The following is an 18,357-nucleotide window of genomic DNA, read 5'->3' on the forward strand; positions in this document are numbered from 1 at the left end:
TTGCACTTTCTTTTTTGCTCGTAACTGACTATTATTAAGGTATGCCCAATACTGCCACTGCCAATGTAAATAAAACTGCGACGGGAAATAATCTTGCCGATATCTTAGTTTCTATGGGAGTTTTAGATAAGACCAGAGCTGACCAAGTTAAAATGGCTGAGGTCCAGTATGGTACTACTCAGGAGGAAATAATCAAAAAACAAAATCTAGTTAATAACACTGATCTTGTTAAGGCTAAGGCTACTTTTTATAACGTCCCCTTTGTAGATTTGGCAACTAGTCCTTCCTCCCCTGAGGCAATGTCAATACTTTCTCAAGAAGTTTCGAACAAATTTAATATATTTCCACTTGCAGTTGATAAAACAGCCAAGAATATTACTCTGGCTATGGCCGATCCCCTTGATTTGACGGCTATAGAGTTTGTAGAGAGAAAAACAGGTTTAAGGGTTAAACCCGTAGCCGTTGAGGAAGATAAATTGGAAGATATTATTACAACTAGATATGCAAGTTCATTGTCGCAAGAGGTTACAGAAGCTTTAAAAGATGTAGCTCCAGATAAAAAGGTAAGTACTAGTGAGAACCTTAAAATTGGTTTCATTAGAGAAGAAAAAATATCAGAAATTGTAACTCATATTTTGGAATTTGCAGTTAAGTCTCGTTCATCTGATATACATATTGAGCCTGAAGAAAGAGCGACTAGGGTTCGTTACAGGGTTGATGGAATATTGGTTGAAAAGTTGACTATTCCCAGAGAGCTTCACGAATCTTTAACATCGAGAATAAAAATACTTTCTGGTATGAAAATTGATGAAAAAAGAATACCACAAGACGGAAGGTTTAATTTTAAGGCTGCAAATGAAGATACTGACCTTCGTGTTTCTTCACTTCCCACAGCATGGGGAGAAAAGATTGTTATGCGTTTGTTGAAAAAAACTGGTGGTGTTCCAGATTTACCAACTCTTGGTCTTCGTGGCAAAGCCTTGAAAAACCTACAGGATGCAATTTTAAGACCTCATGGCATTATTTTAATTTGTGGACCAACTGGATCTGGTAAGACCACAACACTTTACTCAATTATTAGTAAAATTAATACACCAAAGGTAAATATTGTAACTTTGGAAGACCCAATTGAATATAAAATGGTTGGTGTCAATCAGGTACAAATTAATCCAGCAGTTGGTTTAACATTTGCTTCTGGTTTAAAAGCTTTTTTAAGACAAGACCCCAACGTTATATTAGTTGGAGAAATACGTGATCAAGAAACTGCAGATCTTGCAATTCAAGCCTCATTAACAGGGCACTTAGTTTTTTCTACTCTTCACACCAATAACGCAGCAGGAGCACTTCCTAGGATGCTTGATATGGGTGCTGAACCTTACCTTTTAACATCGTCAATGACAGCAATAATGGCCCAGAGGGTTGCAAGAAAAATACACGAGGATTGTAAAGAGGAATTTACTCCTGACCCCAAAATAGTTGAAGATATGAAAACAGTACTAGGACCACTTTGGCCAACAAATTCTGTTGGTAAAACATATAGAGGTAAAGGGTGCCAGGCCTGTGGAAATACTGGCTATTATGGCAGGGTTGGTATTTTTGAAGTTTTGCCAGTTTCTGATTCGATAGGTAAAATGATATTGGGAAGGTCACCTGCTGTTGAAATTGAAAAGAAAGCCAAAGAAGAAGGTATGATAACATTAAAACAGGATGGTTATTTAAAAGTTTTAGCAGGAGAAACGACGATTGAAGAAGTGTTAAGGGTGGCTCAAGAATAGTCTAAGGAATTTAAGTAAGAAAAATAAAAATATGATAAACCTAAAACATTTGTTACAACAAACGATTGACTTAAAGTCATCAGATCTACACCTTGTTGCGGGTGTTCCTCCAACTGTCAGAATTGATGGTGAACTTAAATCTTTGCCGGATACAGGACTTTTGACACCTGAGTTGGTTGCTGAAGGATTAAAACAAGTTATGACTTCAGAGCAAATTGAAAGATTAACAGTCAATAAAGAACTTGATTTCTCACTTTCTTTTGATGACAGGGCAAGGTTTAGGGTTAATGCATATACTCAGAAAGGATCTTTGGCTGCTGCTTTTAGAAGAATTCCACTTGAGATTCCCGAGATTGATAAATTAAATCTACCTAAGATAACAAGGAGCTTTACAGGTTTAAGACAAGGTTTGGTTTTAGTGACTGGTCCCACTGGACACGGCAAGTCAACAACCTTGGCTGCAATAATTAATGAAATCAATAAAAACAGGTCTTGCCACATAGTAACAATTGAAGATCCAGTCGAATTTGTTTTTAAACCTATCAAGTCAATTATTTCTCAGCGAGAGATGAGATCAGATACTCACTCGTGGCAAGTTGCACTACGTTCTGTTTTGCGTGAAGACCCAGATGTTGTTTTAGTTGGCGAAATGAGAGATTTTGAAACAATTTCAGCAGCTTTAACAATTGCTGAAACAGGCCATTTAGTTTTTGGAACCTTGCATACTAACTCAGCAGCTCAAACTATTGATAGAATTGTGGATGTTTTCCCAGAAGACCAACAGGCCCAAGTCAGACTTCAGTTGTCATCTGTCTTAGAAGCAGTTTTCTCTCAAAGATTAATAACCGCTGTTGCTGGAGGAAGGGTTGTGGCCCATGAAGTGATGTTAGGGACAACTGCGATTAAAACTTCAATCAGAGAAGGTAAAACACATCAAATAGACTCAATTATTCAGACTTCTTTAGAAGTTGGTATGTCTACCCTTGAACATTCACTATCTGCATTGGTTAAGCAAGGAATAATTTCTATTGAAACTGCACAAGAGTGGACAGTAAGACCTGATGAGTTGAACAGGTTGATTAAAGGTACAAAATAACATACAAGCTGCGTTTATGAAAAGGTTTAACTACAAGGCAAAAGACAAATCCGGTAAATTAGTTACAGGAGAAGTGGAAGCTGTTAATGATATGTTGGCGGCCAAGCTAGTTCGTGGAAAAGGACTTCTTGTCCTCTCAATTAAACAAACATATGAAAGCCCCATAACCTTTATCAGAAATCTAAAAAATAGAATAACACCTTCAGATGTTGCTACTTTTACAAGACAGTTGGCAACAATGGTCAATGCTGGTTTACCAATAACTGAGTCGTTAATTATATTAAAGTCTCAAGCTAAAGGGTCAATGGGTAAAGTAGTATCTCAAATACTTGCAGACATTGAGGGTGGCGAGTCAGTTTCAAAGGCGTTCGTGAAGCATCCAACTGTTTTTACTCCAACCTATATAGCTTTGGTTAAGTCAGGTGAGGCAGGAGGGGTTTTAGATACTGTTTTGGCTCGTCTTGCAGACGATATGGAAAAACAACAGGAATTTAAAGGTAAAGTTAAGGGAGCTTTAATTTATCCTACAATAATTATTATTGGTATGGTTATAGTTGCTTTTATAATGATGATTTTTGTTATCCCTCGCTTGACTTCGCTTTATGATGAGTTTAATGCAGAACTTCCCCTTCCTACAAAAATATTAATTGGTGTTTCTGATGCTGTTATAAAATTTTGGCCTGTTACAATTGCTTTGGTTGTTGGGGCTGTTTATTCGTTTCAAGCGTATAGGAAAACGACACAAGGAAGACTGAAAACAGATCAACTACAGTTTAAAATACCAATTTTTGGCGAGCTTCAAAAACAAGTTATATTAACAGAATTAACAAGTACGCTCTCTTTAATGACTGGTGCTGGTGTTTCAATTTTAGAAGGTTTAAATATTACTGCAGACGTTGTCGGTAATGTGGTTATCAAAAATGCTATTAAGGATGTTGCGGTTCAGGTTGAGAAAGGATTTCCAGTTTCATTTGCATTCGCCAAACACCCAGAAGCTTTTCCTTTCATCCTTTCTCAAATGGTAGCAGTGGGAGAAGAAACTGGAAAAATGGAAGAGGTTTTGGGCAAAGTTAGTCATGTTTTTGCTGTTGAGTCAGATCAAAAGGTCAAAAGTTTAACTTCTGCAATTGAACCAATTGTTATGGTTATTTTGGGTTTGGGCGTAGGTTTTTTGGTAATTGCAATAATTTTACCTATTTATAACTTGACTTCTCAATTCTAAAGATAGATTATTATATGTAAGGGAGGTGAACTAAAATAATAAATAAATTAAAAACAAAAAACAAAAAAGGTTTTACCTTGGTAGAACTTTTGATTGTAATTGGTTTACTTGGAGCAATTGCCTTAATTGTTATTGCTGCTATTAATCCTATTGAACAAGCAAACAGAGCTCGCGACACAAGGTTTAAGTCAGATGCTGGTCAACTGATTTCCGCAATAGACAGATATTTTGCAGCTAATTCTAGATTTCCTTGGATGACAGTTACACCTACTTACTCAACAGAAGACGAGTTTGGATTTGTAACCTCTTCCAGTCAAGAAGTCGGTCTTTGTGGTGCAACTTGTGCTGTCAATGGAGTCTTAATAACCACCAATGAACTAAAAACAGAGTTTAGAAATAGAGATTTTGTTCAGGATGGTGGAGCAGGTGCAACACTAGATGAACAAATATTAATAGGTAAAGAGCAAGGTTCATCTGCATCAGTCTATGGTTGTTTTGTTCCTTTGGCTAATTCAACAAAACAAGTTGCAGTTACCGAAGGTAATGTTTACCAACCAAATACATCAACTGGCGAAAAAGGTACTCCTGTTACAACTTGTGATGGAGCAGCAGGCGACGGAGCGGGTGTAAATTGGGTAACCAACGGTTGTTATGTTTGTATACCTCAGTAGTATAAGTATGGAAGTTTATTTCATACTTATACTATTGGTTTTGGTAGCTTTGGCAATTGGCTCTTTTGTGTCAGCAGTCAGCTACCGTATTCCCAGAGATTTAAATTTTTCTAAAGGAAGATCTTTTTGTGACTTATGTCAGAAATACTTAAAATGGTATGACAATATTCCTTTATTTTCATACTTTTTTTACTTTGGAAAATCAAGATGTTGTGGTCAAAAGATATCTATACGCTATCCACTAATTGAAGCCGCCTCAGTATTAGGAGCTTGTATTTTGTTTTTATTATTTCCGTTTTTAGAATTTATTCTTTACTATTCCCTCTTTGTTACATTACTTACAATATTGGTCATTGATATCGAGCATCAAATTATTCCTGATGAGCTTGTTTGGCTAACGTTACTAATTTCTATTTTAATAGTTAACACCTCACTTTTAACTACTTTGTTTTTTGCATTTCTTTTTTCAACGTTTCTCTTAAGTATCTATATACTTACATCAGGAAAAGGTATGGGTTTGGGTGACGTAAAACTTGCAATTCCTTTAGGGTTAGTCTTAGGGCAAGAAAAAGGTTTAGTATGGTTATTGTCAACTTTCATAATTGGTGGAATAGTAGCTTTATTCTTGCTAGTATTAAAGAAGGCAAAGTTAAAGACTAAAATTGCGTTTGGACCGTTCATGATAGTAGCTTTTTGGATTACGTTAATGTTATGAAAAAAAATATTAAAGGCTTTACTCTAACAGAGCTGTTAATAGTTGTGGGCTTGCTCTCATTTTTAGCGCTTCTAATTATTCTCTTTTTAAGAAATCAAGTTCACAAGGGAAATGACGCTAGAAGAAAAGCTGAGATCAAAAGAATTGGTATTGCTGCAGAGGAATATGAAAAAGATAACGATTGCTATCCCCTTTCAAGTCTTGTGGCCTGCAATCCTGGTAGTGGTTTATTACCATATTTGGATAAAATCCCTTGTGATCCTGTAACTAAGGCCTCTTATCTCTATGAACATGAAGATTCAAGTTGTCCAAAGTGGTATAGGATTTATGGCAGACTTGATAATGAGTCAGACGTAGATAGTACCCCTTATATTGGTCCTAACTCTGCATTTGACTATGTTTACTCAAGTCCAAATGCACCCGGAGTTGTTCCGGATGTACCAGCGCCTACAGCTAGTGGCGGAGGTGGAGGTGGAGCAGGTCAAACTACTTTCTATGGCTGTTTTAGTGGGTCTTGTATGGTCGTCCAATGGGATGTATCAAGGCCTGGTCCTGCTTGTGATCCGAACTTTCAAAACCCAACCTGCTATGGACAATGTTCAAATTTAAATAACGAATGTCAACCTTGGAATCAATAAATAAGTCTTAATGAAAATCAAACCATTTACATTAGTTGAAACAAAACTATTAGCATTTATATTTTTGGTGTTGTTTGTGGTTATTGGGTTTAATATGTCAATTTCTTTAAGGCGCGGTAGGGATGCCACAAGAAAAAATGATATTTCAGCAATTCAAAAGGGATTAGATACCTACTATCAAAAGTATCGTATTTATCCCCAATCTACATCTGATGGAAAAATGATTGGATGTTTTACTGAAGAAGCTGTGACAGACATACTAACTGGATTACCATTAAATGTGGAGGTTTGTAATTGGGGTGAATCTAATTTTGAGGGTATGTCCCCTATGCCTAGGGATCCAAGTGATAAAAAAGGTGTAAGTTACAAGTATGTTTCAGACGAGAAAAGCTATGGTTTTTATGTTTCTTTAGAAGGTAAGGATGAACCTGAATATAATTTAGGAACACAACAATTAGGATTGCAATGTGGCACTAAAGTATGCAATTATGGAAGAGTAGTTGAAAATGAAATATAGTAAGCAAAACTTGGCCAGTAAAACTGGTAAAAAAGGATTTACATTAGTTGAACTTTTAGTAGCAATGGCAATTATTGGAGTTTTGGCTGCAATGGCTGTTGGTAGTTTTAGAACTGCACAATTAAGGGGTAGGGATACACAGAGAAAGTCTGATCTAAAACAGGTTTCAAATGCTTTAGAACTTTATTATGCTGATTATGGAAGGTATCCTGATAGTTTGACTTGGGGTGGAGAGTTTACTGATGGCAGAACAATTTACTTTAAGGTTTTACCAACTGACCCATCTGGTGGTGTATACACCTATACTCTAGTTGGTGCTTCTACCCAAAAATACCAGCTTTTTGCAAGACTTGAAAATACTGAAGATCAAGACTGTATACAAGACAACTGTGCGCAGAATCCCAATTTTGCAGTTACTAGTGCTAATACAACAGCAACAGAGTAAGCATAGCTTGCCACTAAAGTGGTAATATATAATTAAAGTCAAAGTTATGAACAACAAAACAAAAAAAGGTTTTACCTTAGTCGAATTACTGGTCGTAGTTTCTTTAATTGGAGTTTTGGCAACTTTAGTTATTGCAAATATGAACTCAGCCAGAGAAAGGGCTAGAGATACTCAAAGAAAATCAGATTTTAGGAATATCCAAACAGCATTAAGGCTTTATTACAATGATAATGGAGGCTATCCAACCAGTAGTACAGATAATATTGTTGGCTGCGATGGTAATTGTGTATGGGGAGAGTCTTGGGTGAATGATGACGTGACTTATATGAACATATTGCCTGATGATCCCCTATCAAACCAGATATATAAATATACCTATATAGATGATGATGATTATATACTTGAGGCTTGTCTTGAAAATGTCAGTGATGACAAAGGAATTGCAACCACTGACCTGGATTGGTGCCCGACTGGTTGGAAGTATGAAGTAAAACCATAATGAAAAAAACATTAACAACCAAAAATAAAATACAACAAATGGGTTTTACATTAGTAGAGATGCTTGTCGTCATCTCTTTAATAGGAATTTTGGCTGCCTTAGCACTTGTTTCATTTGGGTCATCTCAAAAACAAGCAAGAGATTCACAAAGAAAGTCTGATTTGAAACAATTTCAGACAACAATTGAAAATTATGCGAGTCTAAATTCTGGACTTTATCCTGTTTACACAACTACGTTACAAATCGACTCTTCTGATAGTAATTTTTGTACCGATGAATTAAATTTAACATCTTGCCCAATAGATCCTAAAAACACTGAGAATTTAGTTTATAAATACGTTTCAAATGCCACAGGAACCAGTTTTGTTCTCTGGACAGGTCTTGAAAATAAGGAAGTGTTTTGGGTAATTTGTAGTAGTGGTAGAAATGGAGAAAGTGATATTGCACCAAGTTCTAGTACCTGTCCTATCTAAATTTTTTAATTATGAATAAAAATGACAATTTTCGTTTGAAATCCAAAGGTTTTACCCTCATTGAGCTGTTGGTTGTTATATCAATTATTGGGATAGTTGTGGCAATATCAATTTTTGGACTATCAGGAGCTCGTGAATCTGCAAGAGACGCAAGGAGAAAGTCAGACCTTGAACTTATTAAATCTGGACTTGAAATATATAGAGCTGATTGTAATGCATATCCTGCCAATTTAAATACCTCCCCTCTTATTGGTACTGGAACACCTTCAAGTTGTGCTGTTTCAAATACGTACATTGAACTAATACCTGAGGACCCAATTCCAGAGTCTAAAACATATAGATATGCTACAACGGCAAGTGGATATGAGCTTTGTGCTTCATTGGAACAGTCAGGATTGACTACAGTGACCTGTGGTGGCTCTTCAGACTGTGGTACCAGTTGTAATTATAGAGTGACAAATCCATGATTAAAAAAAACATAGGAAACAGTGGTTACACATTAATTGAACTTTTGGTTGGAATATCAATAATAGGTATTGTTTTTAGTATTGGTCTTGCAGGTTACAGAGAATTTTCAAGAAGACAGGAGTTGGTGGGGGTTATAAAAAGGATTGTTGCTGACTTAAGACTTTCCCAACAACTTGCAATTGGAGGTCAAAAACCAGAGGGTGAAGTTTGTAATGTTTTGGATGGCTACAGTTTCTCAAGAATCAGCCAAACAGAATATAATTTAATTGCCAATTGTTCAAATGCCAATCATATTATTAAGGTTGTTGAGTTACCTAGTAATGTAAGTTTAACCCAAGGTTCAGTAATGTTTAAAGCTTTGGGACAAGGCACTAATCTTGAGGAAAACTTAACTTTTACGGTTACAAATGTAGTTAGTAGCAGTACTGGTACTGTAACAATTGGAGTAGGAGGAAATGTTGAATAATAATCGAGGCCAATCAATGTTTGAAGTTGTGTTGGCTTTATTTATTATAACTATGATTATTGTAGCTGTTGTTATACTTTCAACTAATTCGATATCAAACTCACTTTTTTCAAAAAATAAAACACTTGCTGGTAGGTATTCACAGGAGGCGGTAGAGTGGCTAAGGTCAGAAAGAGAAAGTAATTTCAATAATTTTTCAGCATATGCAGATCTTCCAACATATTGTCTAGACAGTCTTAGCTTTTTAAATACTGGTTTGTGTAGTGAAAGCGAAACAATATCAGATACTGTCTTTGAAAGAACACTTTACTTCACAAAACAAGTGTCATCAGGTAAAACTATAATTGATGCAACTGTGGTCACCACATGGACTGATTCCAAAGGTGTGCACTCATCAAGATCAGTTACAAGTTTTAATGACATTCGTGAACGATGATGTGATCAATAGAAAAAAATAATAATTATGAAGAAGAAATTAATCAAGGGTTTAAGTTTAGTTGAAATATTAATAGTAATTTCAATCTTTGCAGTTATTGGCCTACTTTCTACAAGATCTGTGTTTTTAACATTAAGAGGTGCTAAAAAAAGTGATTCATTAGTTCGTGTTCGTGAGAATATCAATTATTCACTTGCAGTTATGGAAAGACAGATAAGAAGTGCCCAAAGTGTAACTTGCCCTAATTTATCACCTACGGTTTTAGATTATGTTTCTATTGAAGGTAGCCAAACCTCATTTTCATGTACTTTGACAGGAAGTGACAGATATATAGCTTCAGGGTCTGCCAGATTAACATCAAATGACGTTTCTTTATTGTCTTGTAATTTTAGTTGTACACAGGATGACATAAATACACCACCTGTAGTTAGAATACTGTTGGAGGCAACTGATTCTCAAATTACATCTGTTGAAGCAGGAACAGTTACTGCACAGACAGAAATAGTTTTGAGGAATTATTAAGTCTTAAGCATAGCCAGTTGGTACTTTTTAACCTCATTTGTAATTACTGTTTTTGCTTCTTGCCATGAAAAATTGGGATCAAGTAACTTAATTGACCTTTTGGTTTCTTTACCTTCAGCATCATCATAATAAGTTAATGCACGTAGTATCAAATACTCATTAAAATTTTTGTACTTTCGATATGCGAAAGTCATCATCTCTTCAAGGCTAAAATTATTTAATAAGTAAAAAATATCAATATAGTCCCTTTTTGCTGGTCTATGACTAACTGAGAGTAGTTTCATTGCTGCGATATCTTTTAGGCCTGCGAGATTTATGCCTATTTCTGTTTTTACCTTATCTATAAGAGGATACTGGTACCAAAAAAAAGAACATTCAACATCTTTTATTATTACAAATACCGTGTCTTTTTCTATTAATGTCACTTTAGCGTCTGATCCAAAAACTTTACTTATTTTGTCTACTAGTTTGGCTGAGTCAAAATGTTTTTGAATAAAAAAGTCAAAATCTACTGATGTTCTATGGCCAATTAATAAAGCAAGTGATGTCCCCCCTGCTAGATAGAATCCGTCGTTTGATAAAAATTTTAGCTTTGGCAAGACTTCTTGCTGGTTTTTATTCAAAATTGAAGTAAAAAATTTCATAGTATTTAATACTGAATTTCATAAGTTAAGCCTCGAGGCTTATAATTGCCTTTTCAAATTTATTTTTTGATAGGCTAATTTCAAATATATTCAACCAATACTTCAAGACACTACTCATCCAATATCCACGCAGGGGTGAGGCTACTGCATTTTTAATATCTCTCTTTGAATAATTTTCTGTTAACCAGCGAAGAGCTTTACCATCCCCTTTATTTAATATCTCTGTAATAATTATCTCTCTGTCATTAACAATATCAAGTTGACTCAGATCGTAAGAAGCTAAATATGGTTTTAAGTGTGAAGGTATGTTTGGCATACAGTGTTATTATACCACATTATGGTGCCACCTTAAGCCCATTTGGCCCTTTTGAATTGGGAGCAAAACTATTCAATAATTCATGTTGTGCGTATAGGCGCAATATTTAATTAGTTCCTTGAACTTGAGGTTTTGTAATTGAATATTTTTCTTGTTTCTTATCTGTTAATTTATTGCCGGCTGGAGTGTTTAGATCTTTTATTGTAATGTTATCTCCTTTTCGCTGTGGAACAGAGATTTTCTCAAGATTTGGATCAATAGGATTGTTTTTCTTTTCTATCATATTTGATATTGTATATCACTTTATGAAATTTTGTATAATTGTTGAAAGTGCCACTGCATGAGGAAGATTAGAAAATGGCTTACTAATTATGAGGTTGTCGAGAATATATGATCTGTTTCTAAGTTCATTTGATCCTCTAAAACATTTATTAAATATTGAGGCGTAAACACTATCGAAATCTAGATTAGGTTTTCTGTATATTTCTATTTCAAACAAAACCCTATGAAAGACTTTCAGAAATTCTCCGAAAATAGAATTATATACTTCGGTCGAAATTACCTTCAGAATATCCAATTCTATCTTTGTGGTTTGTAGTTCGTTAAAATATGAGCCCTTTTCCTCTGGTAAAATTTCATTTTTATAACATCCAATACGATGAATTATATGAGATAATTCGTGAATAAGGTCAATTGACTGATGTTTTAAATTTTGATTTTTATCTATCTGCACCTTAAACCTATCAGTTTCTTTTATATAATTCGACTGTGAGAAGTCGCCAAATTCGATATCAACTTTTGATTTATACATACTAATAACAACGTTATTGCTTGACATATAATGTGTTACATCACCTAAATTACCGAATGGAAAGTTTTTTAGATTACATAAAGAGCAATGATTTCCAAATTCGGAAAAAAAGTCTTTCTCTAGATTATTGTGTGTTGTATGACTGTTACAAAATTCAATAACTTTATTATTATTTCTAATGAAATCCTTATAGACTGATTTAGGAATCTTATATAAATCCAGATAATAATCGACAAACACTTCGTATCCTTTTGCAAAGACTAACTCTTTCCTTTGCGCTATCAAGTTGGAAAATGATTCTTCAATTCTTTTGTACGGCAACCTAAATTTTTCCCAAACACCACCTCTTTTTTCAGGTTGAGAACCCCAAATCTCATTTTGTAATTTAGTTCGAAGCTCGGGGTGGTAAGTAATAAAAAAATCCACAGATGCCTGGTAACTTGATGGATTTATATTTTTAAATTCAACTTCTGCTCTATCGCGAACCTTTACATCGTATATCCAATTCCTAATATATAATTCTTCAGACATTAATTTTGGAGCTGCTAACTTTCTATATTTAATTCTTGCCTGTTTTGTAGATTCACTCACAAGGATATTCATGTCTATATTATATAAGGTAAATCGGAGAAAAGGTAATACGTGTGTATTTAAAGTGCTGGTGCACACCTTTTCTCCTTCCAGAAATCTATTTAATTGTTAGAACTACCAACCGCCACCACCAAAATCTGGTGGAGGTACTCTGTCAGCATCTTGATTGCATCCACCACTACCGCCGCGACTGTAGTCACTTTCAATTCCTTGGTTGGAATTGATAGCGCCACCAGGGGTGTTGTGCAGATTTCCTTGCAGGTCTGGATACATGATCCGACCTCCTACGGGAATACCGCCTTGTGGAATTTGCTGGTCAGATTGATTGGCATCATTCGGATCGGGTAAACCATTTGGTCCACTCATGTGCCATTCTCCTTTTTGCGAAAAGTAAAATCCGCATACGTGCGGTCTGCGATGACTTAAATTTTTGGTGTTGTTACCAATTTTTAATCAGTTCCAGTTTGACAACTCGGTTTGGATTTTTAAACCACGCACTATGTGGAATCCAGTGGTCGAAAATGGAATACAGATCTACTGAAGGTTTCAAAACCTCAACTTAAGGATCTTCCTCGTGATGTTGTACATCACACCTAATTTAAAGGTGCAAGCAGAACTATATCAGAAATGATCAAATTGTCAATGAAGCTTTGATAGTTTAGCGTGGCTGAGTTTATGGTGCCACTTTAAGTCCATTTGACTGGTTTAAACTGAAGTTGTTAACGCAAACTCAACTTAAGCGCCAAAATCCATTATAGGTAATCCAACATATTTTTGAATTGATTGAATATTATGTATTACTTTAATATTTTGCTTATCGTGAAAATCAAAATCTTTTTCGACTACTTTTTTAACTTTTTTAACATCTGTCTTTACAGATGTCATGTCTTTTTGTAATTTCTCTACACCATCTTTAAGTCCTGACACGTCAGTTTTAAGTCCTGACACGTCAGTTTTAAGTCCTGACACGTCAGTTTTAAGTCCTGACACGTCAGTTTTAAGTCCTGACACGTCAGTTTTAAGTTCTGACACGTCAGTTTTAAGTCCTGACACGTCAGTTTTAAGTCCTGCTGTATCAGTTTTTAATATCTTTATATCAGATATAATTGGCTTCAGCTTAGTATCGAGTACTTCACTAATAGAATTTAGATCTTGTTTAGTTAACATATTTTAATAATACACTGTGTACAAAAGCTGTCAATTATGGTGCCACTTCTGCCCATTTGGCCCTTTTGAATTGAAGTTGATTTGGGAAAAGCATCATTTGATCAGGTGCAAATTCAACAAGTTCTGCAGGAGTTGAGTTGTCTAGTAGTTCTCTTTCTAGCAATACACTACCATATGAGGCCAAGGATCCTCTTAAGTGCAGTTGTGTATCCCCTGCCCCTGTTGATATATTATTATCAGCCATATAAATTCCTTCAATCGCAGGACTACCACTAACTGCAGAATCAATTGTTATATTTCCATTTACAAAGCTTGCAAAAAAACCAACTCCATCTGTTAGGTTTATATTACCGTTGATATTAAAGTTGCCTTCTTCAACAAACAAGACTACTTTTCTGGTAGTTATATCAATATCCCCCACAGTATCTAAGTTGCCAACAACCTTGTACCACTCATATCCATTTGAATCAACAACTACTCCCCCACTTGGTAAGTCATTAATGTCATTAAAAACAATATCGTTAGGTATTAAATTTTCAAAATAACTATAATTAAATATTCTACTTAATGTTGAAGTAGTATTAGCATTCCAAATATTAACAGATATCCTTTCAGGAGTGTCTAAGTATAAATTAAGAGAAGTACCATAGACTGCAACACCTGAAAAACCACCTAAGCCATCACTTAAGAAATAATTACCAGCGGGAACTAAAGAACTTAATACCCCATTTGTTGTAACATCACCATCCATTACTTGCCACCATGGCTCGTTTGCAACAGGTGTTAAAAAACTATAATTTGTAGAAGAAGAACAACTTACACTTTGATAATTAACAATTTTTACAAAGTAAATGGTATCAGGAAGTAGGGGTGAAACAAAAGGATAGAAGTCAGTACTACTTGCCAAATTTGCATTAACAGTACAACTAGTTCCTGTACCACAATTATTAGTTACATCGCTTTGCGTAGTTGAAACATATAAATTTTGAGACGCTCCATTAGTACCAGTTGTCCAAGTTAATAAATCATCACTAAAACTTACAGCAGAAGGTGCTGTGGTATTACAAGTAGAAAGACACTCATAGGTGTTGGCTGTGCGTCCGCTACATGTTGTAGTAGCAGGCCAACAATCCCATCTAATACAACTAGTTCTACCCGTATTTGGGTTGGTCCAATACTGTTCACATTCTCCACAACCTGCGGGTGTTGTTGTACATCCACACTCTGATCCTTCACTTTGTGCCGATCCTAGTTGAAACCATCCATTACAATGCCAGATCGAACCCTTACTTACACACTGTGAACCAATCAGATTATTTGTCTTTACTGTCCCCGAAGGACAGTTTACGACCCATGTGGGGTTGCATTGCGACTCACAACTTCTACAACTCCCATTATTCGTCGTCCCGCACGGGCACGCGCTAGGGGGTGGAGTTGCACTACCACCACAGTTATCACCCCAAAGTGTGCAGGATGGTGATGAACCACCAGAACAGTTGTCTGCTCCGCCACATGTACAATCACCACTTGCTTCTGAGCCACTTGAGGTTACACATATACAATCATCCAAACATTGAGCATTTACATCTTTTGTGGAAAAACCAAAAAGAAAAAAAATTGCAAAAATTAGAAATAATATAATTTTAAATATTTTTGACATATATTGGTAATTTGAAAAAATTATTAAACTGATTTTGTTGTGTTACTTCTTCCTTTCCTTGATAGAATTGAATTACATTTAAAGTATATTCTTTAATTTGATGTTCTGCATCACTAGATCTTAAAACATTTTCTGATACGTAAATATAAATCAAAACCTCGTTTAAACTTAATATGTCAATTGTTGATCCAAAGTCTATTTTTTGATTGTCATCTATATATTGATAACTTGGTCTTACTTTGTCTGTATAGACTATCGCAATGGACTTGGGTTTAATTCCTTTAATTAAAAATTTGTTTAATTTTAAAGAAAAATTTAAGTAAATATCAAGAATTATAGGGTTCTTGTTTTCAATCCTCAAAGACCCAATTCTTGAGTTGAAAAAAACTGGCGTGGAAGTTAATTTTAAATAAAAAACAACTGAAGCCAAAAACAAAACAAACAAACTTGAAAAAATAATTAACTTTTTCATTCTAATTAAAGACTACACTATTTTGAAGTTATTGTGAAGGGTCTTTGAAATTTATTCCCTCGATTTCTAAAAAGTTCCGTGATTGACGGGCATATGATCTTAAATTTGATTTACCAGCGACCATCATTCCCATAGAATCAAATATTCTGTATACAACTTGAGCTTCGTAGAAGTCAGTTATCATTTTTCTATCAGAATCATTTAATGTGTGGCTATCATTATTGTATCCCCAACGTTCTGCTGCTGTTGATATAGAGTAGATGACTATCTGTCCATTTGGTTTGGTCCATAATAAATAACCAAAGGTACTATCGACAATTGTATTTTTAGATTTTTGATCATTAATTAAATCATTTTTAATTTCATCTGGTAGTGAATTATATTCATCCGCAGTCATTATCGTTCTAATTTCTATTGGTAGATTAAAATTTGCAGGGTGCTCCAGTGATTTCATCTTGGAAGTCGCATACGGATCAGATCTAACGCCATAGGCAACTTTAAAGTTAAATATTCCATCATTTTTAACCATTACATGCTCAAATGCTTGTTCTGGGGTGGCAAAACCCAATTGATGTGCCAGTGAGTTCCACATATTGGCGTCATTTTTGCCTTCTGGCATTCCTACAATTCCTTTTGAGGTTCGGTCAGTAACTGAAAAAATACCAGTAGAACTCCATTTTGGATCAATGTAAGTATAGAAACTATGGTCATTACCTTCACCGTCTTTGACAATATGTTCCCCCACTCTTGTCATCCTCATTTGTCCATCAATTTCCATTTCCATAGCAATAACTTGTTTAGTTTCATCACTCTTAATGCCATATATAACTTTAGTATCAACCCCATTTACTTGTTTTACACCATATTCAAACGTTTCAAATTGATTTTTATATTTATCTGTCATTTCAGCTGGAAATACAACGCCCCCAACAGGCACCTCAACTTTAACAAGTGAGGCCATTTTTACATTGAATATCTCTTGTGGTGACACAAGTAAACCTCCTGGTATGAAAAGTATATCTCGTGCCTCAATTTCTTCATTGGTCATCTGTGAAAGTTCAACTTCTGTCAACTCCGTGTTAAAAATCATAATAGATTTATCCAAATCCGCACCCGTAGCTGGATCCTGAGTTATACCAAGTCCTACTCTTCCTTCGGCATCAATAATCCTGTTTAAAACAATATAGATAACTTCACCCTGGTCTCCGCCAAAGATCATTGCTGTTCTACTTTTTTCTTCAACTTCAGAAGTGGCATTAAAGAATACATAAGTTGTTTCTTTTCCAGTAATGTCAACTGTTTTAACTCCAGATGCGGAGTATTCAATTGTGCTTGGATCTTCAAAAAGGTCTTTTATTCGTTGGTCCTCACCAAAGGCTCTAAACGGACCAGGTAGTTTGGAAATTATTTCGGATTCTTCAACAAACTCATAGGACATTGTAGCGTTGACTTCACTAGTGGAAGTTGGAATTACAAACGGTTTTTCTGTTGGGGCAATTTCAGTCGTATTTTGATTATTTGATGATGTTACTTCAGGATTTATACCGTTTTTTATACATGCCAATGATGTCCCAGCTATTGCTGCAGTGAGACTACCCCTGATAAACAATTTTGTTGTGTCTGTTAATCTATCGCTCATATTTAATTTATCAACTTGTTTTTCTATTATTCCCTCAACACCAATATTCCATAAATCTGATTGACTAATTCTTCTCCCTAACCGTATTATTCTATCCTTATTCATTTATAGATCTTAACCTAAAACCTACAAATTTTCAAGGCTAGACAATATACTACAGGATATAATTTTGTTTGTCAAGTTGGTTGGGAGGGGTAAAGAAAAAGGGTTAGAAACAAATTGTGAATATTTTTTACTAATTCTCACATTTTAATTGTACCATATTTTAAATTTATGATATATTTAGAATATGACAAGAAAGAACCAAAAAGGTCAGGCTGTTTTAGTTGTTCTTTTGTCATTGTCTGTAGTTTTGATTATAGTTTTGTTCATCCTCTCTCGTTCAATTACTGATATTTCCCTTTCAACTAAAGAAGAAGACTCACTTCGTGCTTTTTCTGCAGCTGAAGCTGGTGTTGAGAGGGCTTTGGTTATTGGTAATAGTAGTGGAAGTCTAGATGATGCTGAGTTTAGTGCTTTGGTTACTCAATTTGCCAGTGGGGCTGATCAAGTTACCTACCCACTTGCCTTAAAGTCTGGTGAAAATGCCGTTTTCTGGTTTAAAAGAGCTGGAGAGGTAACTCAGTTTAATGGAAGTAATATTAGATTCTGCTGGGGAAATGCTGGTACTAACCCTGCAGACAGTGATACTCCTGCCTTGGAAGTTACTTTTTACTACACTACCCTACCTGATGATATGACAACCCTACAAATTGAAAGGGCTGTCTATGACCCCAATGTTTCAAGGGTTACTGCAAACCGTTTTGATAATGCACAAATTTCAAGTTGTACAATAGGACAAGATAGTTTTGCTTTTCAAGCAACTATTGACACTCCTACTGGTACCTTAGAATATGCAACTGCAAAACTTTTGTACAACACCACAAATGCACATAAAGTGGGTATAAATGTGGCTTCAACTGGCTCAATTCTTCCTTCTCAGGGTGAAAAAGTTGAGTCTGCAGGTTCATATGGGGATGCAAACAGAAGTATAGAAGTATATCAATTGCATCCTGAAACCCCACCCATTTTTGCTAATGCAATCTTTAGCGCAAATGGTATAGTTAAGTAATTA

General features: G+C 35.2%; 24 protein-coding genes. 15 read left to right on the forward strand and 9 right to left on the reverse strand.

Annotated elements, in window-relative coordinates:
- Positions 1 to 41 precede the first annotated feature (41 nt).
- The 14 genes from QY322_00200 to QY322_00265 are packed head-to-tail and all read left to right on the forward strand — an operon-like array spanning position 42 to position 9,943.
- Entirely contained in the window at positions 42 to 1,775 is a 1,734-nt protein-coding gene (locus QY322_00200) for a GspE/PulE family protein (GenBank protein WKZ25725.1), read from the forward strand.
- A gap of 31 nt (positions 1,776 to 1,806) precedes the next feature.
- Positions 1,807 to 2,871 carry a type IV pilus twitching motility protein PilT gene (locus QY322_00205; protein ID WKZ25726.1) on the forward strand — a complete coding sequence of 355 codons (1,065 nt, stop codon included), beginning with the start codon at positions 1,807 to 1,809 and terminating at the stop codon, positions 2,869 to 2,871.
- Between the two features lie 16 nt (positions 2,872 to 2,887).
- Entirely contained in the window at positions 2,888 to 4,093 is a 1,206-nt protein-coding gene (locus QY322_00210) for a type II secretion system F family protein (GenBank protein WKZ25727.1), read from the forward strand.
- A 38-nt stretch (positions 4,094 to 4,131) separates the two neighbouring features.
- Positions 4,132 to 4,764, forward strand: a complete 633-nt coding sequence (locus tag QY322_00215; protein ID WKZ26128.1) for a prepilin-type N-terminal cleavage/methylation domain-containing protein — start codon at positions 4,132 to 4,134, stop codon at positions 4,762 to 4,764.
- Between the two features lie 7 nt (positions 4,765 to 4,771).
- Positions 4,772 to 5,479: a prepilin peptidase gene (locus QY322_00220; protein WKZ25728.1), complete on the forward strand. Its 708-nt coding sequence runs from the start codon at positions 4,772 to 4,774 to the stop codon at positions 5,477 to 5,479.
- Positions 5,476 to 6,117 (forward strand): prepilin-type N-terminal cleavage/methylation domain-containing protein, encoded by a 642-nt coding sequence (locus QY322_00225; GenBank protein ID WKZ25729.1) that lies wholly within the window; start codon positions 5,476 to 5,478, stop codon positions 6,115 to 6,117. The genes QY322_00220 and QY322_00225 overlap by 4 nt, the downstream gene beginning before the upstream one ends.
- A gap of 10 nt (positions 6,118 to 6,127) precedes the next feature.
- A complete protein-coding gene (locus QY322_00230) occupies positions 6,128 to 6,634 on the forward strand; it encodes a hypothetical protein (GenBank protein WKZ25730.1) in 507 nt (168 codons plus the stop codon).
- On the forward strand, positions 6,624 to 7,079 hold the full coding sequence (locus QY322_00235) for a prepilin-type N-terminal cleavage/methylation domain-containing protein (protein WKZ25731.1): 456 nt from the start codon (positions 6,624 to 6,626) through the stop codon (positions 7,077 to 7,079). The genes QY322_00230 and QY322_00235 overlap by 11 nt, the downstream gene beginning before the upstream one ends.
- A 46-nt stretch (positions 7,080 to 7,125) precedes the next feature.
- Positions 7,126 to 7,578: a prepilin-type N-terminal cleavage/methylation domain-containing protein gene (locus QY322_00240; GenBank protein ID WKZ25732.1), complete on the forward strand. Its 453-nt coding sequence runs from the start codon at positions 7,126 to 7,128 to the stop codon at positions 7,576 to 7,578.
- A complete protein-coding gene (locus tag QY322_00245) occupies positions 7,578 to 8,051 on the forward strand; it encodes a type II secretion system protein (GenBank protein WKZ25733.1) in 474 nt (157 codons plus the stop codon). Before QY322_00240 ends, QY322_00245 begins: the two co-directional genes overlap by 1 nt.
- 11 nt (positions 8,052 to 8,062) lie before the next feature.
- Positions 8,063 to 8,518, forward strand: coding sequence for a prepilin-type N-terminal cleavage/methylation domain-containing protein (locus QY322_00250; GenBank protein ID WKZ25734.1), 456 nt, complete (start codon positions 8,063 to 8,065; stop codon positions 8,516 to 8,518).
- Positions 8,515 to 8,985, forward strand: coding sequence for a prepilin-type N-terminal cleavage/methylation domain-containing protein (locus tag QY322_00255; GenBank protein ID WKZ25735.1), 471 nt, complete (start codon positions 8,515 to 8,517; stop codon positions 8,983 to 8,985). The genes QY322_00250 and QY322_00255 overlap by 4 nt, the downstream gene beginning before the upstream one ends.
- On the forward strand, positions 8,975 to 9,421 hold the full coding sequence (locus tag QY322_00260) for a hypothetical protein (protein ID WKZ25736.1): 447 nt from the start codon (positions 8,975 to 8,977) through the stop codon (positions 9,419 to 9,421). Before QY322_00255 ends, QY322_00260 begins: the two co-directional genes overlap by 11 nt.
- A 27-nt stretch (positions 9,422 to 9,448) precedes the next feature.
- Complete coding sequence (locus QY322_00265) at positions 9,449 to 9,943, forward strand: prepilin-type N-terminal cleavage/methylation domain-containing protein (GenBank protein ID WKZ25737.1); 495 nt, start codon at positions 9,449 to 9,451, stop codon at positions 9,941 to 9,943.
- On the opposite strand, the gene QY322_00270 is transcribed toward QY322_00265, so the two are convergent.
- From QY322_00270 to QY322_00310, 9 genes are all read right to left on the reverse strand, one after another.
- A complete protein-coding gene (locus QY322_00270) occupies positions 9,940 to 10,587 on the reverse strand; it encodes a nucleotidyl transferase AbiEii/AbiGii toxin family protein (protein WKZ25738.1) in 648 nt (215 codons plus the stop codon). The genes QY322_00265 and QY322_00270 overlap by 4 nt on opposite strands.
- Before the next feature lie 25 nt (positions 10,588 to 10,612).
- Entirely contained in the window at positions 10,613 to 10,903 is a 291-nt protein-coding gene (locus tag QY322_00275; protein ID WKZ25739.1) for a hypothetical protein, read from the reverse strand.
- 106 nt (positions 10,904 to 11,009) lie between these two features.
- Positions 11,010 to 11,186 (reverse strand): hypothetical protein, encoded by a 177-nt coding sequence (locus QY322_00280; GenBank protein WKZ25740.1) that lies wholly within the window; start codon positions 11,184 to 11,186, stop codon positions 11,010 to 11,012.
- Positions 11,187 to 11,201: 15 nt separating this feature from the next.
- The gene (locus QY322_00285; protein ID WKZ25741.1) at positions 11,202 to 12,317 is read right to left on the reverse strand and encodes a hypothetical protein; all 1,116 of its coding nucleotides are present in this window, start codon (positions 12,315 to 12,317) and stop codon (positions 11,202 to 11,204) included.
- A gap of 102 nt (positions 12,318 to 12,419) precedes the next feature.
- Positions 12,420 to 12,578: a hypothetical protein gene (locus tag QY322_00290; GenBank protein ID WKZ25742.1), complete on the reverse strand. Its 159-nt coding sequence runs from the start codon at positions 12,576 to 12,578 to the stop codon at positions 12,420 to 12,422.
- A gap of 462 nt (positions 12,579 to 13,040) precedes the next feature.
- The gene (locus QY322_00295; GenBank protein ID WKZ25743.1) at positions 13,041 to 13,472 is read right to left on the reverse strand and encodes a hypothetical protein; all 432 of its coding nucleotides are present in this window, start codon (positions 13,470 to 13,472) and stop codon (positions 13,041 to 13,043) included.
- A gap of 34 nt (positions 13,473 to 13,506) precedes the next feature.
- On the reverse strand, positions 13,507 to 15,132 hold the full coding sequence (locus QY322_00300; GenBank protein WKZ25744.1) for a hypothetical protein: 1,626 nt from the start codon (positions 15,130 to 15,132) through the stop codon (positions 13,507 to 13,509).
- Complete coding sequence (locus QY322_00305) at positions 15,116 to 15,604, reverse strand: hypothetical protein (GenBank protein WKZ25745.1); 489 nt, start codon at positions 15,602 to 15,604, stop codon at positions 15,116 to 15,118. Before QY322_00305 ends, QY322_00300 begins: the two co-directional genes overlap by 17 nt.
- A 28-nt stretch (positions 15,605 to 15,632) precedes the next feature.
- Complete coding sequence (locus tag QY322_00310) at positions 15,633 to 17,348, reverse strand: hypothetical protein (protein WKZ25746.1); 1,716 nt, start codon at positions 17,346 to 17,348, stop codon at positions 15,633 to 15,635.
- Positions 17,349 to 17,532: 184 nt separating this feature from the next.
- On the opposite strand from QY322_00310, the gene QY322_00315 reads away from it, so the two are divergent.
- Positions 17,533 to 18,354 carry a hypothetical protein gene (locus QY322_00315; protein ID WKZ25747.1) on the forward strand — a complete coding sequence of 274 codons (822 nt, stop codon included), beginning with the start codon at positions 17,533 to 17,535 and terminating at the stop codon, positions 18,352 to 18,354.
- The last annotated feature ends 3 nt before the right edge of the window (positions 18,355 to 18,357 follow it).

Source organism: bacterium (assembly GCA_030583725.1).
Lineage (GTDB): Bacteria > Patescibacteriota > Microgenomatia > UBA8517 > UBA8517 > JAUYMM01.

What these genes read in the sequence shown, in the direction of transcription:
- QY322_00200 (WKZ25725.1), top strand. Translation starts at nt 42, where the DNA reads ATGCCCAATACTGCCACTGCCAATGTAAATAAAACTGCGACGGGAAAT.
- QY322_00205 (WKZ25726.1), top strand. Translation starts at nt 1,807, where the DNA reads ATGATAAACCTAAAACATTTGTTACAACAAACGATTGACTTAAAGTCA.
- QY322_00210 (WKZ25727.1), top strand. Translation starts at nt 2,888, where the DNA reads ATGAAAAGGTTTAACTACAAGGCAAAAGACAAATCCGGTAAATTAGTT.
- QY322_00220 (WKZ25728.1), top strand. Translation starts at nt 4,772, where the DNA reads ATGGAAGTTTATTTCATACTTATACTATTGGTTTTGGTAGCTTTGGCA.
- QY322_00225 (WKZ25729.1), top strand. Translation starts at nt 5,476, where the DNA reads ATGAAAAAAAATATTAAAGGCTTTACTCTAACAGAGCTGTTAATAGTT.
- QY322_00230 (WKZ25730.1), top strand. Translation starts at nt 6,128, where the DNA reads ATGAAAATCAAACCATTTACATTAGTTGAAACAAAACTATTAGCATTT.
- QY322_00235 (WKZ25731.1), top strand. Translation starts at nt 6,624, where the DNA reads ATGAAATATAGTAAGCAAAACTTGGCCAGTAAAACTGGTAAAAAAGGA.
- QY322_00240 (WKZ25732.1), top strand. Translation starts at nt 7,126, where the DNA reads ATGAACAACAAAACAAAAAAAGGTTTTACCTTAGTCGAATTACTGGTC.
- QY322_00245 (WKZ25733.1), top strand. Translation starts at nt 7,578, where the DNA reads ATGAAAAAAACATTAACAACCAAAAATAAAATACAACAAATGGGTTTT.
- QY322_00250 (WKZ25734.1), top strand. Translation starts at nt 8,063, where the DNA reads ATGAATAAAAATGACAATTTTCGTTTGAAATCCAAAGGTTTTACCCTC.
- QY322_00255 (WKZ25735.1), top strand. Translation starts at nt 8,515, where the DNA reads ATGATTAAAAAAAACATAGGAAACAGTGGTTACACATTAATTGAACTT.
- QY322_00260 (WKZ25736.1), top strand. Translation starts at nt 8,975, where the DNA reads ATGTTGAATAATAATCGAGGCCAATCAATGTTTGAAGTTGTGTTGGCT.
- QY322_00265 (WKZ25737.1), top strand. Translation starts at nt 9,449, where the DNA reads ATGAAGAAGAAATTAATCAAGGGTTTAAGTTTAGTTGAAATATTAATA.
- QY322_00270 (WKZ25738.1), bottom strand. Translation starts at nt 10,587, where the DNA reads ATGAAATTTTTTACTTCAATTTTGAATAAAAACCAGCAAGAAGTCTTG.
- QY322_00275 (WKZ25739.1), bottom strand. Translation starts at nt 10,903, where the DNA reads ATGCCAAACATACCTTCACACTTAAAACCATATTTAGCTTCTTACGAT.
- QY322_00280 (WKZ25740.1), bottom strand. Translation starts at nt 11,186, where the DNA reads ATGATAGAAAAGAAAAACAATCCTATTGATCCAAATCTTGAGAAAATC.
- QY322_00285 (WKZ25741.1), bottom strand. Translation starts at nt 12,317, where the DNA reads ATGAATATCCTTGTGAGTGAATCTACAAAACAGGCAAGAATTAAATAT.
- QY322_00290 (WKZ25742.1), bottom strand. Translation starts at nt 12,578, where the DNA reads ATGTATCCAGACCTGCAAGGAAATCTGCACAACACCCCTGGTGGCGCT.
- QY322_00295 (WKZ25743.1), bottom strand. Translation starts at nt 13,472, where the DNA reads ATGTTAACTAAACAAGATCTAAATTCTATTAGTGAAGTACTCGATACT.
- QY322_00300 (WKZ25744.1), bottom strand. Translation starts at nt 15,132, where the DNA reads ATGTCAAAAATATTTAAAATTATATTATTTCTAATTTTTGCAATTTTT.
- QY322_00305 (WKZ25745.1), bottom strand. Translation starts at nt 15,604, where the DNA reads ATGAAAAAGTTAATTATTTTTTCAAGTTTGTTTGTTTTGTTTTTGGCT.
- QY322_00310 (WKZ25746.1), bottom strand. Translation starts at nt 17,348, where the DNA reads ATGAATAAGGATAGAATAATACGGTTAGGGAGAAGAATTAGTCAATCA.
- QY322_00315 (WKZ25747.1), top strand. Translation starts at nt 17,533, where the DNA reads ATGACAAGAAAGAACCAAAAAGGTCAGGCTGTTTTAGTTGTTCTTTTG.